The sequence below is a fragment of the Vibrio xiamenensis genome, from assembly GCF_900100015.1.
In the GTDB taxonomy this organism is placed as follows: Bacteria; Pseudomonadota; Gammaproteobacteria; order Enterobacterales; family Vibrionaceae; genus Vibrio; species Vibrio xiamenensis.
Genome location: NZ_FNDD01000007.1, coordinates 114,430 through 127,797 on the forward strand (window position 1 = coordinate 114,430; position 13,368 = coordinate 127,797).

The 13,368-nt window shown below is 45.6% G+C and carries 10 protein-coding genes; 2 read left to right on the forward strand and 8 right to left on the reverse strand.

What is annotated here, in order from left to right:
• Positions 1 to 17 precede the first annotated feature (17 nt).
• From cmk to tig, 8 genes are all read right to left on the reverse strand, one after another.
• The gene (gene cmk / locus BLS03_RS07895) at positions 18 to 704 is read right to left on the reverse strand and encodes a (d)CMP kinase (RefSeq protein ID WP_093271928.1); all 687 of its coding nucleotides are present in this window, start codon (positions 702 to 704) and stop codon (positions 18 to 20) included.
• Positions 705 to 856: 152 nt separating this feature from the next.
• Positions 857 to 1,171 (reverse strand): ComEA family DNA-binding protein, encoded by a 315-nt coding sequence (locus BLS03_RS07900; RefSeq protein WP_245696623.1) that lies wholly within the window; start codon positions 1,169 to 1,171, stop codon positions 857 to 859.
• 141 nt (positions 1,172 to 1,312) lie between these two features.
• Positions 1,313 to 3,172 (reverse strand): peptidylprolyl isomerase, encoded by a 1,860-nt coding sequence (ppiD, locus tag BLS03_RS07905; protein WP_093271930.1) that lies wholly within the window; start codon positions 3,170 to 3,172, stop codon positions 1,313 to 1,315.
• A gap of 174 nt (positions 3,173 to 3,346) precedes the next feature.
• Positions 3,347 to 3,619 carry an HU family DNA-binding protein gene (locus tag BLS03_RS07910; RefSeq protein ID WP_093271933.1) on the reverse strand — a complete coding sequence of 91 codons (273 nt, stop codon included), beginning with the start codon at positions 3,617 to 3,619 and terminating at the stop codon, positions 3,347 to 3,349.
• Positions 3,620 to 3,812: 193 nt separating this feature from the next.
• Positions 3,813 to 6,164 carry an endopeptidase La gene (gene lon / locus BLS03_RS07915; protein ID WP_093271935.1) on the reverse strand — a complete coding sequence of 784 codons (2,352 nt, stop codon included), beginning with the start codon at positions 6,162 to 6,164 and terminating at the stop codon, positions 3,813 to 3,815.
• A 116-nt stretch (positions 6,165 to 6,280) separates the two neighbouring features.
• Entirely contained in the window at positions 6,281 to 7,564 is a 1,284-nt protein-coding gene (clpX, locus tag BLS03_RS07920; protein WP_093271938.1) for an ATP-dependent protease ATP-binding subunit ClpX, read from the reverse strand.
• 81 nt (positions 7,565 to 7,645) lie between these two features.
• The gene (gene clpP, locus BLS03_RS07925; protein ID WP_093271940.1) at positions 7,646 to 8,272 is read right to left on the reverse strand and encodes an ATP-dependent Clp endopeptidase proteolytic subunit ClpP; all 627 of its coding nucleotides are present in this window, start codon (positions 8,270 to 8,272) and stop codon (positions 7,646 to 7,648) included.
• Positions 8,273 to 8,378: 106 nt separating this feature from the next.
• Positions 8,379 to 9,680, reverse strand: a complete 1,302-nt coding sequence (gene tig / locus BLS03_RS07930) for a trigger factor (RefSeq protein ID WP_093271943.1) — start codon at positions 9,678 to 9,680, stop codon at positions 8,379 to 8,381.
• 496 nt (positions 9,681 to 10,176) lie between these two features.
• On the opposite strand from tig, the gene BLS03_RS07935 reads away from it, so the two are divergent.
• Together BLS03_RS07935 and BLS03_RS07940 are read left to right on the forward strand one after the other, a co-directional pair.
• Positions 10,177 to 11,970 carry a sensor histidine kinase gene (locus tag BLS03_RS07935; protein ID WP_093271946.1) on the forward strand — a complete coding sequence of 598 codons (1,794 nt, stop codon included), beginning with the start codon at positions 10,177 to 10,179 and terminating at the stop codon, positions 11,968 to 11,970.
• A 10-nt stretch (positions 11,971 to 11,980) separates the two neighbouring features.
• The gene (locus BLS03_RS07940; protein WP_093271948.1) at positions 11,981 to 13,321 is read left to right on the forward strand and encodes a sigma-54-dependent transcriptional regulator; all 1,341 of its coding nucleotides are present in this window, start codon (positions 11,981 to 11,983) and stop codon (positions 13,319 to 13,321) included.
• Positions 13,322 to 13,368 lie beyond the last annotated feature (47 nt).

Below are 13,368 nucleotides of genomic sequence, written 5' to 3' on the forward strand. Positions count from 1 at the left end.
CGCTCCAGCCAGCAAGCTTAGTTTGAGCTCACCAGTTTAGATTCAATATAGTTTAGCGCTTGTTCTACTACTTCGTCGATAGACAAGGAGGTTGAATCAAGCACTAGCGCATCGTCCGCTGGGCGCAGTGGCGCAACTGGACGATTACGATCGCGATCATCCCTTTCTTGGATTTCGCTTAAAAGGGCGTCAAATTTAACATCAAGACCCTTTTCTTGCAACTGCTTCATACGACGTGAAGCCCGCTCTTCAGCGCTTGCGTCAAGAAAGATTTTGGCTTTTGCTTCAGGGAAAACAATGGTTCCCATATCACGGCCATCAGCCACTAGGCCGTTGCCATCAGCAAAAGCACGTTGACGACGTAAAAGTGCTTCACGCACTCGAGGAAACGCAGCCACTTTTGACGCTGCCATTCCGGTTTGTTCTTTGCGTAATTCGCGAGAAACATCCTCTCCCTCAAGGATGACTCGAACTAAATCACCTTCAGCGATAAATTGCACATCAAGATGGGTAGCCAAAGGGACAAGCGCCTCTTCCGATTCCACATCAACACCGTGATGCAAAGCTGCGAGCGCAAGAACACGATAAATGGCGCCAGAATCCAAAAGATGAAAATTTAATTTCTTCGCTAATAACATACAAAGGGTGCCTTTGCCTGCACCACTAGGTCCATCTACCGTAACAACCGGTGTTTGAGAGGACATGTTTTTCTCCACATTATTTATTATCTAGGTATCAAAATTCCTAGTTCGTCGCGGCAATGAATTATAATGCGAATGGCACTCGGGTGCCAGTAAGAATGGGTTCAGAGAGAGAAGTAAGTGTTCAGCCAGCATGACACTGGCTGAAGAAAAGTTCATAACTTTATACGTTCTAGATTTTTGGCAACAGTTGAACTGCCGATACCTTTGACTTGGGCTAAGTCCTCAGCCACCTTAAAAAGCCCATTTTCTTCACGATAAGCCACTATCGCTTGTGCTTTCTTTAACCCCACACCTTGTAAAAGAGCCGCAAGTTCTTCCGCACTTGCCTGATTGATATTCACCGTTATTTCGATTCCGGCTTGCTTAGGGTTTTCTTGTTCAGCGGCATGAGCCAGTGACAATGGTAGAGGAGCGCAAAACAGTAGCATGATGAGTTGCAATACGGTGGTTTTTGTTCGCCAATTCATAATTGTTTTCCTGTTTGGTTTATCTATCACACCTCTAAGCTAATCGCCGAGAATGACAAAAAACACCACCGAAAAAACAAAATAAAAAGGGCTGCAAACGCAACCCTTTTTGATGAATTTATCAATTTCAAACTTAGATGATCACTGCCCTAAAGCGTAATACTTAATATCGGTATTCTTTCTTAAGATATTTACTAAGCCTGTTAGGTCTTGCTGAGCGTTCATTTGCACCAATTGCTTACCAACACGCTCATTCAAGCTTTCATCTACCTTCGCCTCTACACCACTTAGCGCAACAACAACAATGTTGCCATCCGCATCTTGGGTTTGAGCATAAGAGCTTTCACCCTCTTCTGGTTTAGGCATAGAGAACACGCGTTCAGCTAGAGGAGAACGGCGGTCAATTTTTTCTAGCTCACCGAATTTAACATCATGTGATTTAAGAACACTTGGGTCGCCCTTTTGCAATCCAGCAACCAACGTATCCGCATCCGACATCGCTTGTTTCTCGCCTTCAGAGTGCGCTAGAGCGCTGACAACATCTGCACGAACATCTTCAAGCGGTAGTACCGTTTCAGGACGAACGTCTTGTGCACGAACCACAATCACATGCTCTGGCCCAACTTCAATCACTTCTGAGTTCAAGCCATCTTCTTTCACTTCCGGCGTATTAAGCGCTTCCATTACTTTTGGTGTGTTTAGCACATCTGGCGCGTCTTGTTCAGAGATGAAATCGGTTTGCTTAATTGGCTGACCAATAACTTTGGCGGCTTCGTCAAGCGAATCAGGGCTTTCAAATGCCACTGTTTCAAGTTGGCTTTGTAAGTCGTAGAACTTATCAAGCGCTTGTTGGTCGGCGATTTCAGCAATAATGTCAGATTTCACATCTGCATAAGGTTTTGCTTTTGGCGCTTTCAAATCATCAAGCTTGATAATGTGGTAACCGAAATTCGATTTCACTAGACCAGACATGTCACCGACATTTTTCAGCGCAAACGCTGCTTTTTCAAATGCAGGGTCCATCACATCACGTTCAATCCAACCCAGTGAACCGCCGTTTTCAGCGCTACCCACATCTTCAGATTTTTGTTTCGCTAAATCGGCGAAATTTGCACCCGCATTCAATTCATCCAAAATCGCTTGCGCTTTCGCTTCGTCATCACCTTTTACAAGAATGTGACTGATTTTACGCTGCTCAGCAGTCGAGTATTTGTCTTGATGGGCATCGTAATAGGCTTTCGCATCAGCATCCGTGACTGAGACATTTTTCTTCAGTGCATCAGCAGAGAGTTCAACATACGCTACTTTCATTTGCTCTGGGCGAGCGTAGTTGTCTTGATGTTCATCGTAATAAGCTTGGACTTGCTCATCCGACGGAGAGACTTTGCTTGCGTAATCGTCAACATTCAGTGTGATAGTACGAATGTCACGAGTTTGCGTAACCAACTGGCCTTGAGCGGCAATTTCACTCTTTAGTGAAAAATCGCTGCCTTGCACTGCGGTGAGCAATTGGTTACGGACTAAATCTTGACGCAGTAACTCAGCAAAACCTTCTGGTGTATAACCTACGCGACGCAGCGCAGATTGGTAAACTTGCTGATCAAACTTGCCGTCAGTTTGGAATTGCGGCATATCAAGAATCATTTGGCGCACTTGCGCATCACTCACGCGCAAACCCAATGACTCGGCATGTTGCTCTAGAAGGCTATCGTTAATCATTCGATCAAGAACAGATTTACGGAATGAGGCAACGTACTCTGGGTCGCTCAATAAGTTCGAGAAATAATCACCTAGCTGGGATTGCATGCGGTTGCGTTCGTTTTGATACGCTTGCTCGAAATCGCCACGACTGATTTCAACATTACCCACTTTTGCTGCTGCATTGCTGCTACCGTTAACTAAGTAGCTGCCGATACCGGCGAATACAAAAGATAGGATAATCAGTCCTAAAATAATTTTTACCGCGATGCTATTCACGCCTTCGCGTAACCGCTCCATCATAATTTAACTACTCTCCAGGAATGATTGCCGTACACGCCAACTGACGAATATGTACGAAGCTTTTAATATCTCAAAAATTTAGTAGCGCGATGATACCAGAAAAAAGAAATGCGCATCAGTATGATGCGCATATTTTAAAAAGGTTCTAAAAAAAAGCCGAAAACGGCGCTTTTCTTAGTTACAAGCGTCTTTCAGAGCTTTACCAGCTTTGAATGAAGGAACTTTAGCTTCAGCGATTTGAATTTCTTCGCCAGTTTTTGGATTACGGCCAGTACGAGCAGCGCGTGTACGTACACTGAAAGTACCAAAACCTACTAGTGCTACTTGATCACCAGATTGTAGTGTGTCGCTAACTGCTTCGATAAGTGCATCAAGAGCACGACCAGCTGACGCTTTAGAGATATCTGCGTTTGCAGCAATTTTTTCTACTAATTGTGTTTTATTCACTGTGATTCCCCTTTGTGTCACCAATTATTATTTTTTTTGGTGACGATCGTTCCATAAAGTTGCGAATATAGCCAAAAGCCTTGTATATCAAGGCTTCACGCTATACTCGCTAAACTTAGCGTCCAAAAAAAACGCTGACAAGCCTTTTTTGGACTTATCAGCGTAGTCTTTTACTTATTTTTGCTACACATCACTATTTTACAACGTCTAGCTCTACTCCAGACGGGTGACGCTCTAATGCTACCGTTAGTACTTCATCAATCCATTGTACTGGAATCACTTTAAGATCAGCGATCACGTTGTCTGGAATTTCTTCCAAATCACGCTCGTTATCTTTCGGAATCAGTACTGTTTTGATGCCACCGCGGTGCGCTGCAAGCAGTTTCTCTTTCAAGCCACCGATCGGCAAAACTTCACCACGAAGAGTGATTTCACCAGTCATCGCAACTTCTGCTTTGACTGGGTTACCAGTAAGACTTGAAACCAACGCTGTGCACATAGCGATACCCGCGCTCGGACCATCTTTTGGCGTTGCACCTTCTGGTACGTGTACGTGAATATCACGTTTCTCGTAGAAGTCAGTGTTGATGCCAAGTTTTTCCGCGCGAGAGCGAACCACGGTCATCGCGGCTTGAATCGACTCTTGCATCACGTCACCAAGCGAACCGGTTTGGGTCAATTTACCCTTACCTGGCATGGATTGGGTTTCAATCGTCAACAGATCGCCACCCACTTCCGTCCAAGCGAGACCAGTCACTTGACCAATTCGATTGCTGTCGTCGGCTTTGCCGTAGTCGAAACGCTGCACGCCAAGATACTCTTTCAAGTTATCCATCGTGATACGAACTGACTTTAAGTCTTTGTCTAGCAGAATGTTTTTCACTGCTTTACGACATAGCTTAGAAATTTCACGCTCGAGGTTACGTACGCCAGCTTCTCGCGTGTAGTAACGAATAATGCCGATAATGGCTGAATCGTCGATCTCAACTTCGCCCGCTTTCAAACCATTACGTTTGATTTGCTTATCAACTAAGTGACGTTTAGCAATGTTAAGCTTCTCATCTTCTGTATAGCCAGACAAACGAATCACTTCCATACGATCCAACAAAGGACCAGGAATGTTCATCGAGTTAGATGTTGCAACGAACATGACGTCAGATAAGTCGTAATCCACTTCTAGGTAGTGGTCGTTAAACGAGTTGTTCTGCTCTGGGTCTAGCACTTCAAGCAGTGCTGATGCCGGGTCACCACGCATGTCGGATGACATTTTATCGATTTCATCCAGCAGGAATAACGGGTTCTTCACGCCCACTTTGGACATTTTCTGAATCAGTTTACCTGGCATAGAACCGATATAAGTACGGCGGTGACCACGAATTTCTGCTTCATCGCGTACGCCGCCTAGCGCCATACGTACGTATTGACGTCCAGTTGCCGCAGCAATAGAACGACCCAGAGAGGTTTTACCCACACCAGGAGGCCCAACCAGACACAGAATCGGCCCTTTAAGCTTGTTGATGCGATTTTGCACCGCGAGGTATTCTAAAATACGCTCTTTAACGCGTTCTAAACCGTAGTGGTCCTCATTGAGTACCTCTTCCGCTTTGGCCAAGTTTTTCTTCACTTTCGAACGCTTGTGCCAAGGGACGCCAACCATCCAATCGATATAACCACGAACCACGGTTGCTTCCGCAGACATTGGCGACATCATCTTGAGTTTCTGTAGCTCTTGCTCGGTTTTCTCACGAGCTTCTTGAGGCATTTTTGATTCTTCAATCTTCTGTTTTAATGCTTCAAACTCGTCAGGCGCTTCATCCATCTCACCGAGTTCTTTCTGAATCGCTTTCATTTGCTCATTCAGATAGTACTCACGTTGAGATTTTTCCATCTGTTTCTTAACGCGGCCACGAATGCGTTTTTCGACTTGCAGCAAATCGATTTCCGATTCCATCTGACCCATCAAAAACTCTAAACGCTCAGTCACATCGAGCGCTTCAAGCACTTTTTGCTTGTCGGTCAGTTTTAATGGCATGTGCGCCGCAATGGTGTCCGCGAGACGCGCGGCTTCATCAATACCATTGAGTGACGTTAGCACTTCGGGTGGAATCTTTTTGTTGAGCTTGATAAAGCCTTCGAACTGATTGATTGCACTACGTACAATCACTTCTTGTTCGCGTTCATCAAGTTCTGGCGTCACCAAAAATTCGGCATCCGCCAAGAAGAATTCGTTCTCGATAAATTGGTTGATTTTGGCGCGTTGTTGCCCCTCAACCAATACTTTAACTGTGCCATCTGGCAACTTAAGCAGTTGCAGAATTGTGGCGATAGTGCCGACTTCAAACAGATCGTCTTTTGACGGTTCGTCTGTATCAGCTTCTTTTTGCGCGACCAACAATACTTGCTTGTTGTTGTCCATCGCCGCTTCTAAACACGCGATCGATTTCTCACGGCCAACAAACAAAGGAATTACCATATGCGGGTAAACTACTACATCTCGCAGAGGTAGTACTGGGATCTCGACACGTTCGGAACGTTCCAAGTTCATATTATTCTCTCTTCCGCTTACTCTCATTTGCAGTATATGGGGGCTAATTAGTTGGATTCAATGGAAGAATAAAAAAAAGGAGGCAATTGATGCCTCCTTTGAATATAAGTCAGATTTTAGGACTCTGCGCCTGCTGCTTGGTTGTCAGCATTACTGTAAATCAGTAGAGGCTCAGATTCACCTTTGATAACCGATTCATCGATAACGACTTTGCTAACATCATCCATTGAAGGCAGTTCGTACATAGTTTCTAGAAGAACGCTCTCAAGAATTGAACGTAGGCCACGTGCCCCGGTCTTACGCTCCATCGCTTTCTTCGCGATAGCACGTAGAGCATCTTCTCTAAACTCAAGTTCTGCGTCTTCAAGTTCAAACAACGCCGCATATTGCTTCGTCAATGCGTTTTTAGGTTCGCAAAGAATCTGAATCAATGCTTCTTCATCCAGTTCTGTTAGCGTGGTTGTCACAGGAAGACGGCCAATGAATTCCGGAATCAGACCGTACTTCACCAAATCTTCTGGTTCAACCTTCATGAACAGTTCACCAACCGTCTTGGTTTCGTTTTTAGAGCGAACTTCCGCACCAAAACCGATACCCGCGCCAGTTGAAATACGCTGCTCAATCACCTTATCAAGGCCTGCAAATGCACCCCCACAGATAAATAGAATCTTAGAAGTATCCACTTGCAAAAATTCTTGTTGTGGGTGTTTGCGTCCACCTTGAGGCGGAACTGACGCAACGGTACCTTCAATCAGTTTTAGAAGTGCTTGTTGCACCCCTTCACCTGACACATCACGAGTGATAGAAGGGTTTTCCGCTTTGCGAGAAATCTTGTCGATTTCATCGATGTATACGATTCCGCGTTCTGCTTTAGCAACATCGTAGTCGCATTTTTGTAGCAGTTTCTGAATGATGTTTTCGACATCTTCACCAACGTAACCTGCTTCAGTCAGGGTCGTGGCGTCGGCCATCGTAAATGGAACATCTAGGAAACGTGCCAGAGTTTCAGCAAGCAATGTTTTACCACTACCCGTTGGACCAATCAGTAGGATGTTACTTTTACCAAGTTCCACACCTTCACTGGTGGTATCTCCGTTTCTCAGACGTTTGTAGTGGTTGTACACAGCAACCGACAACACTTTTTTCGCGTAATCTTGGCCAATTACATAGTCATCAAGGTGCTCACGAATTTCACGTGGCGTTGGTAATGCTTCAGATTGCTTCTTCGGCAGAACGTCCTTGATTTCTTCACGAATAATGTCATTACATAAATCAACACATTCGTCACAGATGTAAACTGATGGGCCGGCGATTAATTTGCGAACTTCGTGTTGGCTTTTGCCACAGAAAGAGCAGTAAAGAAGCTTACTACCACTGCTCTCTTTGCTTTTATCTGTCATTCGCTAACCTCTTAGCCTGTAACTCTCTATAGATTGAGTGTATATCAAATTAGCTTGAATTGCGCTAAACAATCTTGGCTATTATTCACCACGATGTGTCAATACTGAGTCAACAAGACCATATTTCACAGCATCTTCACCAGACATAAAGTTGTCACGGTCGGTGTCACGCTCAATCACTTCAATCGGCTGACCTGTATGTTCAGCAAGAAGAGCATTAAGTTTTTGTTTGATACTCAAGATCTCTTGAGCATGAATTTGAATATCTGACGCTTGACCTTGGAATCCACCTAGAGGTTGGTGAATCATCACGCGTGAGTTTGGTAAAGCGTAACGTTTACCTGCCGCGCCACCAGCAAGCAAGAATGCTCCCATAGAACATGCTTGTCCCATACATACAGTGCTGACATTCGGCTTAATAAACTGCATGGTGTCATAAATAGACATGCCTGCTGTCACACTACCACCAGGAGAGTTGATGTAGAGGAAAATATCTTTGTCTGGATTTTCTGACTCTAAGAAAAGTAGCTGGGCCACGACGAGGTTCGCCATGTGGTCTTCAACTTGACCAGTTAAGAAAATCACGCGCTCTTTTAGCAGACGAGAATAAATATCGTAAGAACGTTCACCTCGAGAAGTCTGCTCGACCACCATAGGTACGAGTGCGTCTAAAATTGGCGACATTTGGTTTTTTTCTTGGTAGCTCATATTCTTATGTCCCTAAAATAAATGGCCCGGATGATGATGTATCATACGGACCATTGTTAGCAGAATAGTTAACGCCAAGTCAACCATCTACGCAAGATATTGCCTATTAAGCAGCAGGTTGGTTCATTAGCTCGTTAAAGCTAACTGCTTTCTCTGTTACTTGAGCTTTTTCAATGATCGCATCGATAGCTTGCTCTTCTAGAGCAACGTTACGCATGTTGTTCATCATTTGCTCGTTTTGCTCGTAGTAAGCAACCACTTCTGATGGGTCTTCGTATGCAGTCGCCATCTCTTCGATAAGCGCTTTCACTTTGTCTTCGTCAGCTTTTAGCTCTTCAGACTTGATCACTTCACCAAGTAGTAGACCAACCATTACGCGACGTTTTGCTTGCTCTTCAAACAGTTCACGTGGAAGTTGAGCTGCTGCTTCTGGGTTGCCACCAAAACGTTGTGCTGCTTGTTGACGAAGCGTACCAATTTCTTGGTCGATTAGCGCTGCAGGAACATCGATTTCGTTCTCTTTTACAAGACCGTCGATCGCTTGCTCTTTGATGCGATTTTTAACTGCTTGCTTAAGCTCACGTTCCATATTTTTACGAACTTCTGCTTTAAGAGCATCGATACCGCCTTCAGCAACACCGAATTTCGCAACGAATTCATCGTTCACTTCTGGAAGTTCACGTGCTTCAACTTTGCTTACTTTGATCGCGAATTTCGCTGCTTTACCTTTTAGGTTTTCAGCGTGGTAATCTTCTGGGAAGTTTACGTCGATTTCAAATTCCATACCGGCAGTTTTGCCTTGGATACCGTCTTCGAAACCAGGAATCATACGGCCAGAACCCATTTCTAGAGGGAAGCCTTCTGCTTTACCGCCTTCGAATTCTTCGCCGTCGATAGAACCAACGAAGTCGATAGTTACGCGTTTGCCATCTTCAGCCGCTTCTTCAACTTCAGTCCAAGTTGCTTGTTGCTTACGTAGAGTTTCGATCATCTCTTCTACGTCTGAATCTTGAACTTCAGTTTGTGGTTTCTCAACCGCAATGTTTTCAAGACCTTTTAGCTCAACTTCTGGGTAAACTTCGAAAGTAGCGTTAAACACTAGGTCTTCACCTTCGTTGTTTGACACAGGTTCGAAAGTTGGCGCGCCAGCTGGGTTGATTTTGTCTTTAACGATAGCTTCGATAAAGTGACGCTGCATCACTTCACCAAGTACGTCTTGACGAACAGCTTTGCCGTACATTTGAGCAACCATCTTCAAAGGCACTTTACCTTTACGGAAGCCGTCGAAACGACGGTTTTTCGCGATGTTGCGTAGTTCAGCTGTTACTGCGTCTTCGATGTTTGCAGCAGGAACAGTAATGTTAAGACGGCGCTGTAGGCCTTCTAGCGTTTCAACAGTAGATTGCATTATTCATTAACCTCAAAACTGGCTCAGGTAACCTGAGCATGTGAGCTCCCCTACTTCAGGTAGGACAACTGCATCCTTGTTGTGCCCAAGGAGCACGTTCTAAATCGAGAATCGGGATTCGGTTTGACCGAATTCCGGACTAATAAGTGATATCTTGAGTCTTCTCCAAGGTATCTCTGATTAGTCTCAGGATAAAATTTCAGACGCCGCATTCTAGCGAGGTCATCCTGCCCTGTCGAGTTAATCCCCCGCACAGGGTGCACAAACACCTAAATTCCCACTTAACTGGTCCAAATTCGAACAAAACCGTTAAGCAACGAAGCAAAAAATGGGGTCATTAAAACGTTTTTCAAGGAAAAGACGTGTTTTTTTTATTTCGAATATTAAAAAGAGATCTGGCTCTTGTTTTGCACCACAAATTTCGCATCTTTGTGAACACGTTTATAACAAAAAGCTTTACGCTTAGCGTTAATGAAATGTAAGAGAAAAGCATCAGATGTCGCCAAGTCGTAAAACCAGTGGAATGCTATTAGTGCTGTTTGTGGCGATCACTCTCATCAGTTGGTTTGTGGTTTGGAATCACCAATATCGCCAATTGGTTGCAGAGCATCAAGCGCAGCTCGATAAGTTCACCAACCATATCGTGACAAAATTGGATAAATACGCGCACATTCCCCAATTGCTGTCCAAAGACAAGGAACTGGTACTTGCGCTGCAAAATCAGCATAACACTGCACAAATCGAAGTCACCAATCGCTACTTGGAGCAGGTAAACGCTGTTATCGAGGCCGAAGATACCTATCTGCTCAATCAGTTTGGCACCACTATCGCCGCCAGTAACTGGGATTTGAGCCGTACCTTTGTTGGGCGCAATTTCGCTTGGCGGCCGTATTTCCAGCAAGCAATACAAGGCCAAACCAGCCAATATTTTGCCTTAGGCACCACTTCCGGCTCGCGCGGTTATTACTACTCCCACCCTGTGACGTATGCGGCGGAAAATATCGGGGTAATTGTGGTGAAGATGGACCTGTCATCGATTGAAGATAACTGGCAAAGCACTGACAGCTCAATGGTCGCAACCGATCAATACAACGTGGTGTTTATGGCCAGCGAGCCAAGTTGGCTGTTTCACAGTTTGACCGACATTGATGAATCCCAACGCAGTGATTTGATCGCCAGTCGCCAATATTTCACCCAGCCCATTCCATCACTTGGCTTAATTGGCAACTTATCGAACGAGACGGGCGAACTCACCAATCGTTTTCAAGGCGGCTGGTTTGGTGATTATTTGGTGACGTCGAGACCGATACCCGGCTTAAAATTGACGTTTCGAGTTTTAACGCCTAAACGAGTGCTGTTTTGGTCAACCGCTTCTTTTGTGCTGGTTGAAGTCTTGTTGTTCTCGGTGGTTTATCTCACCTACCAATTAATACGCTATCGCCGCCAGCGTCAGCGTCAATTTGAACATATTCAATACGAAGCCAAGCAAAAGCTTGAATTTCTGGTCATGGAACGTACCGCGGAATTGCACGCCGAAGTCCTTGAGCGTACGCGTACCGAGCAGCAATTGCGCCAAACCCAAAATGAGCTGGTGCAAGCAGCGAAACTCGCCGTGCTTGGCCAGATGTCTGCCAGCATCAGTCATGAGCTCAATAACCCGTTGGCGGCCATTCGCAGTTTTGCTGATAATGGTCGGCGTTTTCTCGCCAAACAACAAGGACAGCGCGTGGATGAAAATCTCTCCCGCATCTCCGAGTTAACCGAGCGGATGGCAAAAATCAGTCAGCAGCTCAAATCTTTTGCGCGCAAATCCGACTCAAGCGACCAAGTTCGCTCGCGCCTTTCGCCATTGGTGCACTCCGCCATCGAACTGTTGAGTGTTCAGTTGAAAACCAGCCAAGTCGACTGCCGCTTTACTCAGCCCAATATGCCCATCTGGGTGATGGTCAACCCCATTCAGCTTGAACAAGTGCTGATTAACTTGGTGACCAACGCCGAACAAGCGCTACTGCAAAGTCAGCAATCAGAGCGCCAAATCGAAATTTCGATTGTCGATCAACACCAACAGGTGGCAATACACATTGACGATAACGGCCCAGGCATCAGCGCAGAAACGCGTGATAAATTATTTGAACCGTTTTATACCACCAAGAAGAACGGCCTCGGTTTAGGGCTATCGATTTCACAACAAATTTTACGCGCTATGAATGGCGAGCTACTTATTGACCGCTCCCCACTGAATGGTGCGCGTTTTAGCATTTTGTTACCGATTCATCGTGTTGACAATTAAGGACCAAACCATGTCAGATGTTTACTTCATCGATGATGAAAGCAATATTCGCCTTGCTATTGAACAGAGCTTTGAGCTCGAAGAGATCTCAGCTGATTTTTTTGCCAGCGCGGAAGATGCATTACTGGCGATAAAAGCCAATGGCCTGCCCAAAGTCGTGATTACGGATATTTGCCTGCCAGGTATTTCAGGCGAGCAGTTACTTTCCACCATTTTGCACCAAGATGCTGATCTGCCAGTCATTCTTATCACCGGTCACGGCGATATTTCAATGGCGGTCAAAGCCTTGCAGCAAGGCGCTTATGATTTTATCGAAAAGCCGTTTGCCATAGACCGCCTTATCGACACCACCATGCGCGCGCTGGAAAAACGCACTTTATTACTGGAAAACCAAGCGCTCAAACGTTCATTGAAAGCCAGCCAAACCCTAGGGCCGCGAATCATCGGCGATACCGATTCGATCAGTGAACTGCGTGACACCATCACTCATATTGCAGATACCAACGCCGATATTTTGCTGTTTGGTGAAACGGGCACCGGTAAAGAGTTGGTCGCACGTTCGATTCACGAACAGAGCTCAAGACGGGAAAATAACTTCGTTGCGGTCAACTGCGGCGCGGTAGCCGAAAACCTGATTGAAAGTGAATTATACGGCCATGAAAAAGGCGCATTTACCGGTGCAGACAGCAAGCGCATCGGTAAGTTTGAGCACGCGCAGGGCGGCACACTGTTTCTCGATGAAATCGAATCGATGCCAATGCAGGCGCAAATTCGCCTGCTGCGCGTACTGCAAGAACGTGAACTCGAGCGTGTCGGTTCCAATGAATTAGTACCGCTGGATATTCGCGTTATTGCCGCAACCAAAGTGAATTTAAAGCAAGCGGCAGACGAAGGTAAGTTTCGCGCCGACCTCTATTACCGGCTCAACGTCGTGACGCTCGATTTACCACCACTAAGCGAGCGCAAAGAGGACATTCCTGCCCTATTCCATCACTTTTTGCTGGTTGCTGCCGCGCGTTACGGCAAAACCGCGCCCGCATTGCCAGCGCAAGATTTATCTGCGCTGGTAAGCCATGACTGGCCGGGTAACGTGCGCGAGCTAAGAAACGCGGCTGAGCGCTTTGTATTGCTTGGCAAGCTCAATCAACTCAATGATGAAGCAAGCCACTCCAATATAGGTTTAAGCCTTGCCGAGCAGGTGGCGGAGTTTGAAAAATCGACCATTGAACGTGCGCTCATAGAGTGCGGTGGCAGTATCAAACTGACCATGGAGCGGCTAAATCTGGCTCGCAAAACTCTGTACGACAAAATGCAAAAGTATCAAATTGAGAAAGAAGCGTTTAAAAACTGATTTTCGAATTGGAAAAGCACGGTAAATTCAAGATACTGCCCCGCCAT